General features: G+C 71.5%; 15 protein-coding genes. 6 read left to right on the forward strand and 9 right to left on the reverse strand.

The features are described from left to right. Positions 1-190: sugar phosphate nucleotidyltransferase (locus tag ACLBXO_RS27715; RefSeq protein ID WP_447687413.1), on the reverse strand; the 190-nt coding region annotated here is incomplete at its 3' end. Positions 191-380: 190 nt separating this feature from the next. On the opposite strand from ACLBXO_RS27715, the gene selA reads away from it, so the two are divergent. Beyond that, positions 381-1,844: an L-seryl-tRNA(Sec) selenium transferase gene (gene selA / locus ACLBXO_RS27720; RefSeq protein ID WP_447687414.1), complete on the forward strand. Its 1,464-nt coding sequence runs from the start codon at positions 381-383 to the stop codon at positions 1,842-1,844. Between the two features lie 114 nt (positions 1,845-1,958). Continuing rightward, positions 1,959-2,429, forward strand: coding sequence for a MarR family winged helix-turn-helix transcriptional regulator (locus ACLBXO_RS27725; protein WP_331312983.1), 471 nt, complete (start codon positions 1,959-1,961; stop codon positions 2,427-2,429). A 42-nt stretch (positions 2,430-2,471) separates the two neighbouring features. Here ACLBXO_RS27725 and ACLBXO_RS27730 read toward each other — a convergent pair whose 3' ends face one another. Both ACLBXO_RS27730 and ACLBXO_RS27735 read right to left on the reverse strand, forming a co-directional pair. Beyond that, positions 2,472-3,842, reverse strand: a complete 1,371-nt coding sequence (locus tag ACLBXO_RS27730; protein ID WP_331312982.1) for a pentapeptide repeat-containing protein — start codon at positions 3,840-3,842, stop codon at positions 2,472-2,474. A gap of 52 nt (positions 3,843-3,894) precedes the next feature. Next, positions 3,895-6,213, reverse strand: coding sequence for an FdhF/YdeP family oxidoreductase (locus ACLBXO_RS27735; protein ID WP_447687415.1), 2,319 nt, complete (start codon positions 6,211-6,213; stop codon positions 3,895-3,897). Positions 6,214-6,368: 155 nt separating this feature from the next. Between ACLBXO_RS27735 and ACLBXO_RS27740 the strand changes: the two genes are divergently transcribed. After that, positions 6,369-6,542 (forward strand): metallothionein, encoded by a 174-nt coding sequence (locus ACLBXO_RS27740; RefSeq protein WP_012322048.1) that lies wholly within the window; start codon positions 6,369-6,371, stop codon positions 6,540-6,542. Positions 6,543-6,874: 332 nt separating this feature from the next. Here ACLBXO_RS27740 and ACLBXO_RS27745 read toward each other — a convergent pair whose 3' ends face one another. Both ACLBXO_RS27745 and ACLBXO_RS27750 read right to left on the reverse strand, forming a co-directional pair. Then, complete coding sequence (locus tag ACLBXO_RS27745; RefSeq protein WP_012322049.1) at positions 6,875-7,162, reverse strand: MTH1187 family thiamine-binding protein; 288 nt, start codon at positions 7,160-7,162, stop codon at positions 6,875-6,877. Between the two features lie 110 nt (positions 7,163-7,272). Beyond that, positions 7,273-8,175: a LysR family transcriptional regulator gene (locus tag ACLBXO_RS27750; protein ID WP_331312979.1), complete on the reverse strand. Its 903-nt coding sequence runs from the start codon at positions 8,173-8,175 to the stop codon at positions 7,273-7,275. A gap of 107 nt (positions 8,176-8,282) precedes the next feature. Here ACLBXO_RS27750 and kdgD point away from each other — a divergent pair, with 107 nt between their 5' ends. The 3 genes from kdgD (at position 8,283) to gudD (ending at position 12,130) form a co-directional block, all read left to right on the forward strand. Continuing rightward, positions 8,283-9,197: a 5-dehydro-4-deoxyglucarate dehydratase gene (gene kdgD, locus ACLBXO_RS27755; RefSeq protein WP_447687416.1), complete on the forward strand. Its 915-nt coding sequence runs from the start codon at positions 8,283-8,285 to the stop codon at positions 9,195-9,197. Between the two features lie 98 nt (positions 9,198-9,295). Further along, positions 9,296-10,651, forward strand: coding sequence for an MFS transporter (locus tag ACLBXO_RS27760; RefSeq protein WP_447687417.1), 1,356 nt, complete (start codon positions 9,296-9,298; stop codon positions 10,649-10,651). Between the two features lie 93 nt (positions 10,652-10,744). Then, positions 10,745-12,130 carry a glucarate dehydratase gene (gudD, locus tag ACLBXO_RS27765; protein ID WP_447687418.1) on the forward strand — a complete coding sequence of 462 codons (1,386 nt, stop codon included), beginning with the start codon at positions 10,745-10,747 and terminating at the stop codon, positions 12,128-12,130. A gap of 22 nt (positions 12,131-12,152) precedes the next feature. On the opposite strand, the gene ACLBXO_RS27770 is transcribed toward gudD, so the two are convergent. From ACLBXO_RS27770 to ACLBXO_RS27785, 4 genes are read right to left on the reverse strand one after another with little or no spacing between them, the layout of a single operon-like run. Further along, a complete protein-coding gene (locus ACLBXO_RS27770) occupies positions 12,153-13,694 on the reverse strand; it encodes an amidohydrolase family protein (protein ID WP_447687419.1) in 1,542 nt (513 codons plus the stop codon). Positions 13,695-13,723: 29 nt separating this feature from the next. Then, entirely contained in the window at positions 13,724-14,530 is an 807-nt protein-coding gene (locus ACLBXO_RS27775; RefSeq protein WP_331312975.1) for an ABC transporter ATP-binding protein, read from the reverse strand. After that, positions 14,520-15,446, reverse strand: a complete 927-nt coding sequence (locus tag ACLBXO_RS27780; RefSeq protein ID WP_331312974.1) for an ABC transporter permease — start codon at positions 15,444-15,446, stop codon at positions 14,520-14,522. Before ACLBXO_RS27780 ends, ACLBXO_RS27775 begins: the two co-directional genes overlap by 11 nt. A 4-nt stretch (positions 15,447-15,450) precedes the next feature. Next, positions 15,451-16,503 (reverse strand): ABC transporter substrate-binding protein, encoded by a 1,053-nt coding sequence (locus tag ACLBXO_RS27785; protein ID WP_331312973.1) that lies wholly within the window; start codon positions 16,501-16,503, stop codon positions 15,451-15,453. Positions 16,504-16,912 lie beyond the last annotated feature (409 nt).

Raw genomic sequence — 16,912 nt, forward strand, 5'->3', positions numbered from 1 at the left:
CGATGACGGTGGGCGTGGCGAAGACGGCGGCGTCCGACACCCGCGCCAGCGTCGCCTGGAAGGTCGAGCGCTCGGCGTCGACCAGACGGGCGAACTGCTTGGGCATGCTCTCCCGCGACGCCGGCCAAAGCCGCGTCCCCGTCCCGCCGCACAGGATCATCGGGTGGATCTGGATCGAAGGTCGGGACATGGTGACGTCTCCCGAGAGGGCTCGGCGGGGTCGGCGCGGCCGAGCCCGCCCCGCGCGGGTGCGATGGACTCTCGGACGCCGATTTCAGGACCTGCCCTTACCGTCGGGCCGGGACCGGAACAACCTGCGCGCATTCTCCGCGCGTCGACGGGCTGGCTCCGTGCCGCGGGATGGTTATCTCTGGTCCGACATGAACGGACCCGTCCCCACCCGCCCGGCCGATGCCCCGGCGCCGTCCCAGCGCCGGATCCCCGCGGTGGAGCGCCTCGTCGGCGCCGCCCCTCCGGGGGATCTCGAGAGCTACGGGCGGACGGCCTACACGGACGCCGTCCGGGCGGTGCTGGCCGGGATCCGGGCCGGGGGCGGCCCCGTCCCGGACGCGGCGGCGATCCGGGCCGCGGCGTCGGCGCGGCTCGCCGCCGAGCGCCGGCCGTCCCTGCGGCCGGTCCTCAACCTGACCGGGACGGTGCTGCACACCAATCTCGGCCGCGCCCTGCTGCCCCGCTCGGCCGCGGAGGCGGTGGCCGCCGTGATGGTGCAGGCGAGCAACCTCGAGTTCGATCTCGAGACCGGCGCCCGCGGCGAGCGGGACGACCATGTCGAGGCCCTGATCTGCCGCCTGACCGGCGCCGAGGCCGCGGTGGTGGTCAACAACAACGCCGCCGCGGTGCTGCTGGTCCTGAACGCGCTCGCCATGCGCAAGGAGGTGGTGGTCTCCCGCGGCGAGCTCGTGGAGATCGGCGGCTCGTTCCGGGTGCCGGACGTGATGGTGCGGGCCGGCTGCCGCCTGCGCGAGGTCGGCACCACCAACCGCACCCACCTGCGCGACTACGCGGAGGCCCTCGGGCCCCGCACCGGCCTCGTGATGAAGGTGCATCCGAGCAACTACGCCATCGCGGGCTTCACCGCGGCGGCGGATCCCGCCGCCCTCCACGCCCTCTGCCGCGAACGCGGCGTGCCGCTGGCGGACGATCTCGGCAGCGGCAGCCTCGTCGACCTCGCGGCCTACGGGCTGCCCCCCGAACCGACGGTCCGCGACGCCCTGGAGCGGGCCGACATCGTCACCTTCAGCGGCGACAAGCTGCTCGGCGCGGTCCAGTGCGGCATCGTGGCCGGCCGGACGGACCTGATCGCCCGCGTGCGCAGGAACCCGCTCAAGCGGGCCCTGCGCGTCGACAAGATGACCTACGCGGCCCTCGCGGCGGTGCTGCGGCTCTACCTGCACCCCGAGCGGCTGCGCGCGGAGCTGCCGACCCTGCGGCTCCTCACCCGCCAGCGCGACGCGATCGCCGCGCAGGCCGAGCGCCTCGCCCCCGCCGTGGCGGAGCGACTCGCCGGCCGCGCCACGGTGACGGTCGCCGACTGCATCAGCCAGATCGGGTCCGGCGCCCTGCCGGTGGAGACGCTGCCCAGCGCCGCCCTGGTCCTGGCGCCGGCCTCGGCGGGCGGCCGCGGCGCGGGCGCGCGGTGCCGGCGGCTCGCCGAGGACCTGCGCCGGCTCCCGGTGCCGGTGATCGGCCGGATCCGCGACGATACCGTCCGCCTGGACCTCCGGACGCTCGAGGACGAGACCGGCTTCCTCGACACCCTCGCGGCGCTCCCGCCCGTCGCGGACGGGGGGCGAACCCCGAGACGAACCCCATCGGGTTGTTAAGGGAACGGGCCGGATGCCCGGAGCTTGCGCGGCGGCATCCCATGTTATGGTATGATGACGGACCCGCGGTCGCGGTCGAGAGTGGCGGTGCGTGGACCGCGATGGGCGAACGATATGGCGTATATTGCCGATACGGCTGAGGCGCTGCCGGAGACGGATCCGCTGCTCCTCGATAATCAGCTCTGCTACGCGCTCTACGCTGCCGCGCACCGGATGACCAAGTCGTACCGGCCGCTGCTCGAGCGGCTCGGACTGACTTATCCGCAATACCTGGTCCTGCTGGTGCTGTGGGAGCAGGACGGCGTCACGGTCTCGGAGATCGGTCGGCGCCTGCGCCTCGATTCCGGCACGCTGACACCGGTGCTGAAGCGTCTCGAGAGCGCGGGTTTCCTGCTGCGGACCCGGCGCCAGTCCGACGAGCGCGAGGTCGAGATCGCCCTGACGCCGGAGGGTGCCGCCCTGCGCGCCGACGCGGTCTCGGTCCGCGAGAGCGTCATGTGCCAGCTCGAACTCAGCGAGCCGGAGATCCGCGCCCTGCGCAAGGACCTGAGCCTCGTCATCGAGCGGCTCAGCGTGAACGACTGAGGGCGACCCGGATCCGGGGACGCGGCGCCGGGACTGTCGGCCTCACCGGCGCAGGCGGTTGCCCAGGACGAAGCCGTAGAGCCCCATCAGGATGATGCCGACGCCGCCCTCGATGCCGACCAGCAGGTTGGTGACGCGGCCGGTGGGCTTGAGGCCGATCTCCGGCGGGTTCGCGGTCATCATGTTGAGCGCGCTGTAGCTCAGGAGATCGAGCGGGTTGTAGGTCGGCCCGGCGTCCGGGCCCTCCAGGATGAACAGGCCGCCGGTCAGGCCGAAGAGCCCGCCGAACAGCACGATCAGCAGCGCGAAGGCGCGGGCGATGCGCGACAGGCTCTCGCCGTAATCGCACAGCCACTCGACGAAGCGGTCGGCGGTCCAGCGGTAGCCGTGGCGCAGGAGCCCGGACCAGTCCCGGTCGGACCAGGCGGCGCGCGCCTGCTGCCCGGCGTGGAAGCGGCCCATGCGGCGACCGCGCTTGTAGGCCCAGCTCGCCGCGTCGTGGCTGCCAATGCTCTTCCAGTTCTGCTCCAGGGCGAGGTAGCTCGCCTGGGCGGCCTCGTAGGCGCCGGCCACCTCCTCGCCGACCGCGCCGCCGAGCTGCTCCACGCTCATCCGCGTGCCGTTGAGCCACGCGCCGGCGAAGCGGGCGTGCCGCAGCCGGCAGGTGGCGAGGTTGAGCCGCACGAGGTCGGTGTCCGAGAGATCCGCCCCCGAGAGATCGGCGCCGTCGAGCTTCGCGCCGGTGAAGTGCGCCCCGCGCAGCCGCGACCCGGCGAGGCTCGCCTTGGTCAGGCTGGCCTCGGCGAAATCCGCGTGGGTCAGGTTGGCGTCGCCGAGCTTGGCCTCGTCGAGGCGCGCGCCGCGGAAGACGGTGTCGTCCGCGTCCGCCCCGGAGAAGTCGGCGCCCCAGAGATCGGCGCCGGCGAAGTCGGTGCCGTCGAGGAGGGCGCCGGACAGGTCGGCGAAGCGCATCGCGGCCTGGCCGAACCGGGCATCCTCCAGCATCGCTCCCGCGAACCTCACCTGCCCGGCGACGATGCCGGTGAAGTCCGCTCCCGAGAGATCGGCCTCCGACAGGTCGGCCGCCTCCAGGATCGCTCCGGTGAAGCGGGTGGAGCGCCCGACCGCGCCGGTGAGGCTCGCCCCGCGCAGGTTCGCGCCGGAGAGGTCGGCCTCCTCCATGCGGGCGCGGGACAGGTCGGCGCCGACGAGCGTCAGGCCGCCGGATTCGGGGTCGGGCCCGGGACCGGCATCCGGGACGGCCGCGAGGGCGCCCGGCCCGGCGCTCAGCTGCGACAGGTCCGCGCCCGGCTCCCGCAGGGGCGCTCCGGCGGCGAGCCGGCCGACGAGCGCGCGCAGCCGCGAGTCCGCCGGAGCGTCCGGTCGCGCGTCGGGGGGAGTCGCCTGGTCCATGGTCGTTCCTTGCCGGAACGCGCGACCGGACGCCAGACGCCAGACGCTCCGCTCAGGGTGCGGCGGTCGCGGCCGTCACCCGCACCGTGATCGCCTTCGCGGCCGGGGTCTTGGACTGCTCGTCGTGGTGCCAGAGCGGCAGCAGGACGTTCAGCTCCGGATAGTACCCCGCGCAGTTGCCCTCCGGGATGTCGTAGGCGATCACCCGCAGGCCGCCCACGCGCCGCGTCACATGGTCGTCGGCCTCGGTCGCCACGTCGACGCTGAGCCCGTCCCTCAGGCCCAGCCGCGCGATGTCCCGCCGGTTCATGAACAGCACGTCCCGGGTGCCCTTCACCCCGCGGAAGCGGTCGTCGTAGCCGTAGACCGTGGTGTTGAACTGGTCGTTCGACCGCAGCGTGATCAGGTCGAGCACCTCCGGGCCGCGGTCGGGAAGGTCCGGGTCGGCTTCCAGGCCCTCGGGGACCGCGAAATTCGCTTTGCCGGTGTCGGTCTCCCACTTGCGGTCGCGGGCGCCCAGCGGCTTCAGCAGGCCGCCCGGGTGGAACATGCGGCCGTTCAGATCGTGGAACACGCTCGGGTAGGTTGCCTCGATCGCGTCGCGCACCCGGGCGTAGTCGGCGACCCACGAGTCCCAGTCGATGCGGGGGTTGGGCGGCAGGGCCGCCTTGGCGATCTCCGCCACGATCCAGGGCTCGGAGCGCAGGTGAGGCCCGACCGGGTCGGCCACGCCCCGCGACCCGTGGAACTGCGCGGTGGAGCTCTCCATAGACACGGCCTGCGGGCCGCTCGCCTGCCGGTCGATCTCGATCCGGCCCAGGCAGGGCAGGATGTAGGCGACGGCGCCGGTGACGAGGTGCGAGCGGTTGAGCTTGGTCGAGATCTGCACGGTGAGCCGCTGCCGCCGCCAAGCCGGCTCCATCCGGGCGGTGTCGGGGATCGCCCGCAGGAAGTTGCCGCCGAGCCCCACGAAGGCCTTCACGCGCCCGTCGAGGACGCCCTCGCAGGTCTCGACGGTGTTGAGGCCCTTCTCCCGCGGCGGCTCGAAGCCGTAGAGTTCCCGCAGCTTGTCCAGGGGCGCCAACTCGGGTTTCTCGGTGATTCCGACGGTGCGCTGGCCCTGCACGTTCGAGTGGCCGCGCACCGGGCAGATCCCGGCGCCGGGCTTCCCGATATTGCCGCGCAGGAGCAGCAAGTTCACCAGCATCCGGACGGTCTCGGTGCCCTTGCGGTGCTGCGTCAGGCCCATCCCGTAGATGCCGATCACCGCCTTCGCGCGGGCGTAGACCCCGGCGGCGGCCTCCAGGGCGGTCCGGGTGAGGCCGGAGCGCCGCTCCAGCGCGCCCCAGTCCTGCCCGTCGCAGAAGGTCACGAAGGCCTCCAAGCCGTGTGTGTGCTCGGCGATGAAGGCGTGGTCGAGCACCCGCGGCCGGCCGGCAGCCTCCGCGGCCCGGTCGAGGGCGAGCAGCGCCTTGCACAGGCCGGTGAGCGCCGCGAGGTCGCCGCCGGCCTTCACCTGGTGGTACTGCGTCGAGATCTTCGTGGACGAGCGGGTGAGCATCTCCACCGGCGATTGCGGGTCGGTGAAGCGCTCCAGCCCGCGCTCGCGCAGCGGGTTGAAGGTGATGATCTGCGCGCCGCGGCGCCGCGCCTCCTGGAGCGGGTGCAGCATCCGCGGCGAGTTCGACCCGACGTTCTGGCCGAAGAAGAAGATCAGGTCCGTGGTCTCGAAATCCTCCAGCAGCACCGTGCCGACCGGCGCCCCGATCGACTGCGGCAGCGCTACCGAGGTCGGCTCGTGGCACATGTTCGAGGAGTCCGGCAGGTTGTTGTTGCCGTAGAGCCGGGCGAGCAGCGCCCACATGTAGCTCGTCTCCAGCGAGGCGCGGCCGGAGGCGTAGAACACCACCGAGCGCGGGTCCTGCGCGCGCAGCGCCTTCAGCTCCCGGCCGATCTCGGCCAGGGCCTCCGCCCAGGCGACGGGCCGGTAGCGGTCCGTCGCCGGGTCGTAGCGCATCGGGTGGGTCAGGCGGCCCTGCTCCTCCAGGGCGTAGTCGCTCCAGCCGAGGAGATCGGTCACGGTGTGCGCGGCGAAGAAGTCCGGCGTCGCGCGGCGGCGCGTCTGCTCCCAGGCCGTCGCCTTGGCGCCGTTCTCGCAGTACTCGAATGCCAGCGGCTTGGCGGGCTTCGCCCAGGCGCAGGACGTGCACATATAGCCGTCCGGCTTGTTCTGCTTGAGCAGCATCGCCGAGCCGGTGACCGGCACGCCCTCACGCGTCAGGATCTCGACGAGGGAGCGGGCCGAGCCCCAGCCGCCCGCCGGCCCGTCGTAGGGCTCGATCCGGACGTCGTCGGTGTTCTGATCGGCCATGGCGCCCTCCACCCGGCGCAGCGGGCACCGGACCGGGGGAACGCGCGAGCGGGCGAATGGGATCACGGGCGCGTCACCGCGCTCCCAGGCGGGTTCCCTCGCCGGTGGCGCGGCTCTAACGTCGACTCGTGGACCAATTGCCGGAGGAGGAAACCATGGCCAGCGTCGACGTCGAGATGGTGAAGTGCGCCTGCCAGGACTGCGTCTGCGTGATCCCGGTCGCCAAGGCCGTGTCGCGGGACGGCAAGGCCTATTGCTGCGACGACTGCGCGGACGGTCACAAGGATCACGCCGGCTGCGAGCACGCCGGCTGCGCCTGCCACGGCTAGGGCCGCCTCCGATCGCGTCTCGCCGGCCTGGAGAACGCAACTACGTTCGAGACAGCCGCAACGCGCCCCTCTCCCGTGCGGGAGAGGGGACCCACGCCTCACCCGGCGCGGGCTCGGCTGACGTCACCGTGCCGACCTGATCGAGAGCGGCCCTGGGTCTGTTCCGACCTCGGTGAGATCAGGCCTCCCAGAGGATCAGGCGCTCTCGTTTCGGGGCGCCGAAGGCGGCCCCGGAATGCCGACGCTCCGTCGGCGTGAGATCTGTCGACCCCGGCACCGCATCACCGGATCCGCGGCGTGGGCCCCGGGATTGCGGGCCGATCGGGGCGCGGTCAGGAGACCGCGGCGAGCTTGTCGGCCATCGACTGGTCCTTGTCCCGGCGCGTCGAGAAGATCAGCGTGAAGAAGGTCCGCTGGACGCCGAGCTCGGCGAGCCTCGCCTCGCACCGCTCCGCCAGCGCGCAGATCTCCGACAGCTCGCCCTCGATGTTCGTGCCGTTGGGATGCATCGTGGCGGTGAGCCCGCTCGACTCGATGATCCCCTTGATCTCCCGCACGTAGGGCGAGACCGACGGGCCGACGCCCATCGGCACGATACAGAGGTCGGCCGAAACTCTCATGGTGCCTGCCTGATCCGGGAGGGGCGGCCCCGGCCGGCAGCGCGACCGGAAGCGGAGCGGGCGCGCAGCCTATCGCCGGCCGCGCCGACTTTCCAGGGCGGCGCCGGCGGTCACGCCTCGCCGGTCTCCAGCGCCGCGGCCCGCACCGAGGGCAGGCACGGATTGGCGTTGTCGCTGCGCCACGCGAGCCACAGTTCCGGCCCGGTCGTGGCCGGCAGGGCGATCGGTCGGAGCCGGATGTCGGCCATGCTGTTGCCCCGGGCACTGCCCGGCACCAGCGCGACGCCGATGCCGGCGCCGACGAGGGCCAGCATCGCGTGGACCTGGTTCACCCGCTGCACGATCCGCGGCTGCACGCCCCCGGTCTCGAACAGACGGTCGAGCAGGTCGATGAAGTAGCGGCCGCCCCGGGGCGACCACGTCACGAAGGCCTCGCCGTCGAGGTCCCGCAGGGTCGGCGCGCGCGCCGTCGCGAGGCGGTGCCCGCGCGGGACCGCGAGCAGGAGCCGCTCGCGCGCCAGCGGCGCGGTGGCGATCGCGGATTGCGGATCCTGCAGGATCGGGGCCGGCCGCAGGATCGCCAGATCGGTGCGGTTCTCGCCCAGCGCCAGGATCTGCTCGTCCGAGACCATCTCCTCCAGCACGAGGTCGACCTCGGGCAGCGTCCGGCGGACATGGGCGACGACCTGCGGCAGCGTCCGGTAGGCCGAGGCGGCGGTGAAGCTGAGCCGCAGCACCCCGCTCTCGCCCAGGGCGGCGCGCCGGGTGATGCGCGCCGCGTTCTCGGCCGCCGCCAGCACCCGGTAGGCCTCCGCCAGGAAGGTGCGGCCCGCCGGGGTCAGGCGCACCGCCCGGGTGGTCCGCTCCAGCAGCGTCACGCCCAGGGTCAGCTCCAGCATCTGGATCTGCCGCGACAGGGGCGACTGGGTCAGGTTCAGCCGCGCCGCGGCCCTGCCGAAATGCATCTCCTCGGCGACGGCGACGAAGCTGCGGGCATGGCCGAGATCGAACATTGATGCAGGATCCGGGATAATCCAGCCAAAATCAACGTTGGACGCATTGAACACGGGCGCCTAACCCCGGTCGCGACACCGAACGGTGCGTTCCAGGGAGAGAATCGATGGCGAGCATGACCCCGGCCGAGATGGCGCGCGTGCTGGGCTCCGGCCTGCTGTCCTTCCCGGTCACGCATTTCCGCGACGATCTCGGCTTCGATGAGACCGCCTATCGAGACAATCTCGGGCGGCTGGCCGACTACAAGGTGTCGGGCCTGTTCGCCGCCGGCGGCACCGGCGAATTCTTCTCGCTGACGCCCGCCGAGATCGACCGCGTCCTGCGCGCCGCCGTCGAGGAGACCCGCGGCCGGACCCCGGTCATCGCGCCCGCCGGCCAGGGCACCGCCCTGGCCGTCGAGATGGCCCGGGCCGCCGAGGCCGCCGGCGCCGACGGGATCCTGCTTCTGCCGCCCTACCTTGTCGGCTCCGAGCAGGGCGGTCTCGCCGCCCATATCGAGGCGGTCTGCCGCGCGACCTCCCTCGGCGTCATCGTCTACAACCGCGCCAACGCCCAGCTGAACGAGCAGACGCTGGCCGGCCTGTGCGAGCGCTGCCCGAACCTCGTCGGCTTCAAGGACGGGGTCGGCGACGTCGAGCTGATGACCCGGGTCTACGCCGCCCTGGGCGACCGCCTGACCTATATCGGCGGTCTGCCCACGGCCGAGACCTTCGCGCTGCCGTACCTGGAGATGGGAGTCACCACCTACTCCTCGGCGATCTTCAACTTCCTGCCCGAATGGGCCCTGTCCTTCTACGACAGCGTCCGCCGCCGGGACCGCGACGCGGTCTACCGGGAGTTGCGCGCCTTCGTCCTCCCGTACATCGCGATCCGCAACCGCAAGCGGGGCTACGCGGTCTCGATCGTCAAGGCCGGCATGAGCGCCGTCGGCCGCCACGCCGGCCCGGTCCGGCCGCCGCTGACCGAGCTCGACGCGGCCGAGCGCGCCGAGCTGACGGCCCTGATCGGCGACCGCCGCTGAGCCCCCGCCTCGACACCCAAGACGGACCCGCCGAGCCAACGGCGGCCACGACCCGCTCCCCGGATCAACCGGGCGGCGACCAGCCAGGGAGAACGTCCATGAGTGCCAGTTCGACCGGCGCGCCGAGCACCCTGCTCGACGCCGCCGACGCGGGTCGCCGCACCCGGGTCCGCCTGCTGATCGTGGCGATGCTGTTCGCCGCCACGACGATCAACTACGCCGACCGCGCGACCATCTCGATCGCCGGGCCCGACATGGCCAAGGAACTCGGCCTCTCGCCGGTCCAGATGGGCTACGTCTTCTCGGCCTTCGCGTGGTCCTACGTCCTCGCCCAGATCCCGGGCGGCTGGCTCCTCGATCGCTACAGCGTCAAGTGGGTCTACGCCGCCGCCGTCGCCCTGTGGTCGGGCTTCACGCTGGTCCAGGGCGCCGTCGGCTTCTTCACCGGCCTGACCGCCGTTGTGCTGCTCTTCGCCCTGCGGCTCGCCGTCGGCCTCACCGAGGCGCCGGTCTTCCCCGCCAATGCCCGGATCGTCGCGGCGTGGTTCCCGACGCGGGAGCGCGGCATGGCCTCGGCGTTCTTCAACTCGGCGCAGTACTTCGCCACGGTGCTGTTCACGCCGCTGATGGCGTGGATCGTCCACAATTTCGGCTGGCACCACGTCTTCACCAGCATGGGCCTGCTCGGCATCGTCTTCGCGGTGGTGTGGCTGCGCGTCGTCGACAGCCCGAAGAACCACCCGGCGATGAACCAGGCGGAGCGGGACTACATCGAGGCCGGCGGCGCTCTGCTCGACATGGACGGCCAGAGCCGGACCCGGCAGGGCGATGCCGGCCGGACGCTGCGCCAGCTGCTCGCCAACCGAATGCTGCTCGGCATCTATGTCGGCCAGTACTGCATCACCGTGCTGACCTACTTCTTCCTGACGTGGTTCCCGGTCTACCTCGTCAAGGAGCGCGGCCTGTCGATCCTGCAGGCCGGGTTCGCGGCGGTGCTGCCGGCGCTCTGCGGCTTCATCGGCGGCATCCTCGGGGGCGTGATCTCCGACCTGCTCCTGCGCCGCGGCTTCTCGCTGACGGCGGCCCGCAAGATCCCGATCGTCGGCGGCATGCTGCTGTCGATGAGCATCATCGGCTGCAACTACGTCCAGGCGGACGCCCTCGTGGTCGGCCTGATGGCGCTCGCTTTCTTCGGCAAGGGCATCGGCGCCCTCGGCTGGGCGGTCGTCGCCGACACCTCGCCCCGGGAGAGCGGCGGCCTCTCGGGCGGCCTGTTCAACACCTTCGGCAACACCGCCGGCATCACCACGCCGATCGCGATCGGCTACATCGTCCAGAGCACGGGCTCGTTCAACGGCGCCCTGGTCTTTGTGGGCCTGAACGCCCTCGTCGCCTGCTTCTGCTACCTCGTGGTGGTCGGCGAGATCCGCCGCGTCGAGCTCAAGGCCCACTGACCCGCCCGCCGGACCGGCCCCGGCCGGACCGGCCCCGCAACGATCCCGCCTCGCGCCCGGCGCAGACCGGCCGGGGGCCCCGAGGAGGATATCATGGATCACGCCAAGGATCTCGCCAAGGATCACGTCACGTCGAACGAGAGCCGCCACGCCGCCCGCCACACGCCGACCGTGACCGCCATGACGGTGGTGCCGGTGGCCGGCCACGACAGCATGCTCCTCAACCTCTCGGGCGCGCACGGGCCGTACTTCACCCGCAACCTCGTGATCCTGACCGATTCCACCGGCGCCACCGGCCTCGGTGAGGTCCCCGGCGGCGAGGGCATCCGCAAGACCCTGGAGGATGCCCAAGACCTCGTGGTCGGGCAGCCGCTCGGCGCCTGGAACGCGGTGCTCAGCGCCATGCGGACCCGCTTCGCCGACCGCGACGTCGGCGGCCGCGGCCTCCAGACCTTCGACCTGCGCATCACCATCCACGCGGTGACGGCGGTCGAATCCGCCTTCCTCGACCTGCTCGGCCAGTACCTCGACGTGCCGGTGGCGGCCCTCCTGGGCGAGGGCCAGCAGCGCGACGCCGTCGAGATGCTGGGCTACCTGTTCTACGTCGGCGACCGCACCCGCACGGATCTCGGCTACCGCGCCCCGACCGCCCGCGACGGCTGGTTCCGCCTGCGCGACGAGGAGGCGCTGACCCCCGAGGCCGTCGCCCGGCTCGCCGAGGCCGCCTACGACCGGTACGGCTTCAACGACTTCAAGCTGAAGGGCGGCGTGCTGCGCGGCGAGGACGAGATCGCCGCCGTCACCGCGATCCACGAGCGGTTCCCCAAGGCGCGGGTCACGCTCGACCCGAACGGCGCGTGGTCCCTCGCGGAGGCGATCCGCCTGTGCAAGGGCCAGGGCCACGTCCTGGCCTACGCGGAGGATCCCTGCGGCGCCGAGGGCGGGTTCTCGGGCCGCGAGATCATGGCGGAGTTCCGCCGCGCCACCGGCCTGCCCACCGCCACCAACATGATCGCCACCGACTGGCGGCAGATGAACCACGCGATCCAGCTCGGCGCCGTCGACATCCCGCTGGCCGACCCGCATTTCTGGACGCTCGCCGGCTCGGTCCGGGTGGCCCAGCTCTGCCGCGATCACGGCCTCACCTGGGGCTCGCACTCGAACAACCATTTCGACGTGTCGCTCGCGATGTTCACCCACGTGGCCGCGGCGGCGCCCGGCAACGTCACGGCGATCGACACCCACTGGATCTGGCAGGACGGCGAGCGCCTGACCAGGGAGCCGCTGGCGATCCGCGGCGGCCTCGTGCGGGTGCCGGAGCGGCCGGGCCTCGGCATCGAGCTCGACATGTCGGCGGTTGAGGCGGCCCACGCCCTCTACCGCGACCACGGCCTCGGCGCCCGCGACGACGCGGCCGCCATGCAGTACCTGATCCCCGGCTGGACCTTCGACAACAAGAAGCCCTGCCTGGTCCGCTGAGGCCCGGCCCGGGCCCGCGCCGTCAGACGCGCGAGCTCGGGCGGTAGAACGGCTCGTGCCGCGACGGGTCGATGTAGTCGGCGTAGAAGCGCCGCGCGTGCGGCAGCAGCGCCTTCGAGAGCTGGCGCCGCTCGACCTCGTCGTCCGAGAGCGCCCGCGACAGGTCGTCATGCAGCGCCTTCAGGGCGGCGTCGCGGTCGACCCGCGTGAAGCGCCCGTCCGCGTAGAGCACCTCGCCCTCGCACAGCACCGCGGTGACGCCGCCGGTCTTGGCCCGCTGGATCACCGCGTCGAGGAGCGGCGTCTCCGGGTCGAGATACGGGTAGGCGATCTGGTCCCAATCGATCAGGACCATGTCGGCGCCCTTGCCGACCTCGATCGTACCCAAGCCGTCGCCGTAGGGGGTGGTGCGGGCGCCGCCGACGGTCGCCATGCGCAGCACCTGCGCCATGCTCGGCACGTCGGCCTCGTCCATGCCGGGCACCCGGTGGGCGCGCAGCACGAGGCGCATCTCCTGCAGCATGTCGCGGTCGTCGTTGATGCCGGCCTCGTCGAGGCCGATCGCCGTATTGATGCCCTTCGCCTCGAAGCGGTTGAGCGCAGCCACGCCGGAGCGCAGCCGGAAATTCGACGAGCAATTGTGGCAGATGCACGTGCCGGTCGCCGCCACCCGCTCGATGTCGGACTCGTTGAGCCAAACCCCGTGGCCGAGCGTCAGGCGGGGCCCGAGCATGCCGAACCGGTCGAGGTATTCCAGGGCGGTCCCGCCGCCGCGCTTCTCGGCGTAGGCCTTCTGGTAGGCGGTCTCGACGAGGTGCATGTGCATCGGCACGTCGTAGGATTCCGACAGGCCGGCCAGCCCTTCGAGGGCCGCGTCCGAGCACCAGTGCAGATTGGCGGGCGCGAGCTGGATCTTGGCCCGCGATGCGCCGGCCTGGCCGCTGTGCAGGCTGCGGAAGAGCGAAAAATTGTCCTCCAGGGACATCTGGAAGCGCTCGAACCAGCGCTTCATCGGGTCCTGCAGCGAGGCCGGCAGGCTCGCCACGAAGTCCATGTCCGCTTGGTAGACGAGGCGGTTCTGGTCACGGACCGCGAAGCAGTACGAGACCCGCATGCCGATGTCGCGATAGGCGCGCAGCACCTCGTTGGAGCGTGCCTCGACCTCCTCCAGGCTGCCGGGCATCCAGCCGTGGATGTGCTGGACCGTGGTGATCCCGGAGCCGACCATCTCGAAGGCCGAGTACAGGGTGTCGAGGTAGAGGTTCAGGTTGCGCGCCACCATGCGGGTGACGAACCACAGCTCCAGGGGCATGTCGGGGGAGCCGAGCTGGACCGGCGTCAGGCCGACATGGTGGTGGCCGTTGACGAAGCCCGGCAGCAGGATCTCGCGGCCCGAGCCGATCACCGGGGCGTCGGGATAGCGGGCGTGCAGGTCCGAGTAGGTGCCGACCGCCGCGATGATCCCGTCCTTCTGGAGGACCGCGCCGTCGGCGATCTCCTCCCAGCGGTCGTGGTCGAGGGTGCGGGTGATCATCCGCCGGCTGCGGATCAGCGATGTGGCCATGGTTGGGTCCGTCTTGATTGGGAAGGGGGTCAGGCGAGCGCTTCCTGCTCGGCGAAGGCCCGGTCGACCTCGTCGCGCAGGAGCTCGGTGAGGTGGCGCCGCAGCGCCTCGGCCTCGGGGGAGAACGGGTCGCGCGGGCGGGGGAGGTCGTTGCGGACGATCGTCTTGATCCGCCCCGGTCGCGCGGTGAACACCACCACCCGGTCGGCCAGCGCCACCGCCTCGTCGATGTGGTGGGTCACGAACAGCACCGAGGCGCCGCTGTCGCGCCAGACGTCGAGCAGGAAGTCCTGCATCTTCTGGCGGGTCTGGACGTCGAGGGCCGCGAAGGGCTCGTCCATCAGCAGCACCTTCGGGCGCATGGCGAGCGCCCGCGCCACCGCCACGCGCTGGCGCATGCCGCCGGAGAGTTCGTCCGGCCGTTTGTCGAAGGCCTCGGCGAGGCCGACCCGCTGGAGCGCCGCCCGGGCGACGCTCCGGCGCTCCGCCTCCGGCACGCCCTTCAGCGACAGGCCGAAGCTGACGTTCTGCCAGACGCTGAGCCAGGGCAGCAGCGAGGTTTCCTGGAAGATCAGGCTGCGCTCCGGCGACGGCCCGGTGACGGCCTCGCCGAAGGCCAGGAGCTCGCCCCCGGAGGCGGCCTCAAGCCCGGCGATCAGGTAGAGCAGCGTGCTCTTCCCGCAGCCCGAGGGGCCGAGGAACACCACGAACTCGCCGGGCCGGACAGTGAGGTCGATGTCGCGCAGCGCCTCGTGGGCGCGGGCGGTGCCGGCCGCCCAGACCTTGGCGACCCCGCGGCACGAGACGGCGTCCTGGGATCCGGGATCAGAGGCCAAGGGAGGCTCCCGCGTCGCGCGGCAGCCAGTACAGCAGCCGCCGCTGGACCAGCCGGAACAGCAGGTCGAAGGCGAAGCCCAAGAGGCCGATCAGCGTGATGGTGAAGAACACCAGCGACGGGTTGAAGGTGTTGCGCGCCAGCATGATCACCTGTCCGAGCCCGTACCCGACGCCGGTCGCCTCGGCGACGAGCACTACCATCCAGGCGCCGAACAGGTTGAGGCGCAGCACCGCGAGCAGCCCCGGCAGGATCGCCGGCACGATCACCCGGGCGTAGATCTGGCGCTTCGTCGCCCCCATCGTCCGGGCGACGTTGATGTAGTTCCGGTTGACCCCGTCGATCTGCTGGATGGTCGAGAGCACCATCGTGAAAAACAGGGCGATGAACACCATGAAGATCGCCGGGGCGTTGCCGATCCCGAACATGAAGATCGCCACCGGCAGCCACGCGATCGGCGAGACCGGCGCCAGGAGCGTGATGGTCGGCAGGGTCAGCCGCTCGAACAGCTTGAAGTAGCGGATCCCCACGCCGACCAGGATCGAGAGGGTCGCGGCCAGGGCGAGGCCGGCCAGCACCCGGCCGGTCGAGGCGAGCACGGTGATCAGCACCGCCATGGCCGGGCTCGGGCCGGTATTCATCCCGGTGCCGATCTGCCAGCGCTGCGCGGTGTTGAAGAAGCGCGCCTGCTCGGCGAGGTTGCCGAGGAAGATGTGCGGCGGCGGCAGGAGCTTGGCGTCGGCGACGCCGAGCGCCCAGAGCAGCTCCCAGAGGCCGGCGAAGCAGCCGACCGAGACCAGCATCCAGCCGGTCCGCTGCAGGAGCGGGACGAGGCCGTCGGGCAGCGCGAGGCGCTGACCGAGCGGGAGGCGCGGCCGGACGTGCGGGACGGCGGCGCGGACGAGGTTGACGGCCATCCGCTCAGGCCGACTTCAGCTTGAGCTTGCCGTAGAGATCCGGGTTCTCGGCGATGACCTGCTCCAGCAGGGTCCAGTCGATCGCGTCGCGGCCGGGCTTCTTCTTGATGTAGCCCATCTCGGCGACGGAATCGGTCCGGTCGAGGATGAACTGCGTCTGGTTGCGGGCGTCCACCACCGAGGGCTGCCGGCCCATGGCGAGCTGGGCGTTGTGCATCGAGGTCTTGTAGTAGGAGCCCACGAGCTTGTTCAGGGCGGCCTGGGGGTCGCCCTCGGCCAAGGCTTGCGCCTTCATCATGCCCTTGATCAGGGCCTTCACGGCGCCCGGGTTCTTGGCGATCAGCTCGTTGCGGACGGCGAGCACGCAGTCGGTGTAGCCCTTGCCGTAGATGTCGGTGCCGTCGGAGAGTTTGACCGCGCCCTTCACGTCGGTGAGCAGCGCGGTGCCGTAGGGCTCGATGGTCGAGATGATGTCCAGCGCCCCGGCGCGGAACGCCTCCACGGCCTCCGGGGTCGAGCCCATGTAGCGGACGGTAATGTCCTTGAAGGCGACGCCGTTCTTCTTCAGCCAATCGTAGGGCAGCACCTCCAGCGTATCGAGCTGGAAGGTCCCGAGCGTCTTGCCCTTGAGCTTCTCGGGGCTGTCGAGGCCCGGCTGGGCGACCAGCACGCAGCCCTCGATGCCGCCGCCGGCCACGATCTTCACCGGGGCGCCCGCGTCGTAGAGCGCCATGAAGCTCGTGTAGGGCATCACGCCGGCATCGACCTGGCCCATCCCGAGGAAGGTGACCTGATCCGAGAAGGTCGGCGTGTTGACGAAGTCGATGGTGAGCCCGTCATCCTTTGCGAGCTGCATCGCCTCCGCGAGGAAGAAATTCAGGTTGCAGAAGCCTGTGCCGTGGGTCGCCCGGATGCCGGTGGCCGCCGCGGCCGGACTCGTCAGTCCCGGGCCCACCGCCAGGGTCAGCGCGGCGGCGGTTCCGCCGAGGAAGCGCCTGCGGCTGGGCTTGAACCGCGTGAGATCCGGGACACGATAATCGCCGTGACGGTCGCACATATCGACTCTCCTCAGAGGGCGGATCGCGCGATCCGCCGGACGGCGCGTGCCGGTGCTGAAACGGAGGGATCGGAGCTCGGGACAGGCTCAAGGCAGTCGCGGAGATCCGGTCGCCCGGCACCTCACCACATCGACGGCACGCCAACCTCTAGCCGCCGCCGGGGCGACGCTGCGCTGGTGACTACGAACCAAGAAGCGTGCCAGACGCGGGGCCCGACTTATTGGCGGCTCGCCTTGCCCGTCGGCGTTGTCGAGGAACGGCACCGCCGTCGTTGCGAGCGGAGCGAAGCAATCCAGCCGCGCCACGCCTCCGGACTCGGCGCTGCCCTGGGTCACTTCGCTGCGCTCGTGAAGACGGACATCGACGTCGCACCCGGCATCGAACGGTCCGACGCCCGCGAAAGCGGCT

It is taken from the genome of Methylobacterium sp. C33D (assembly GCF_053345825.1).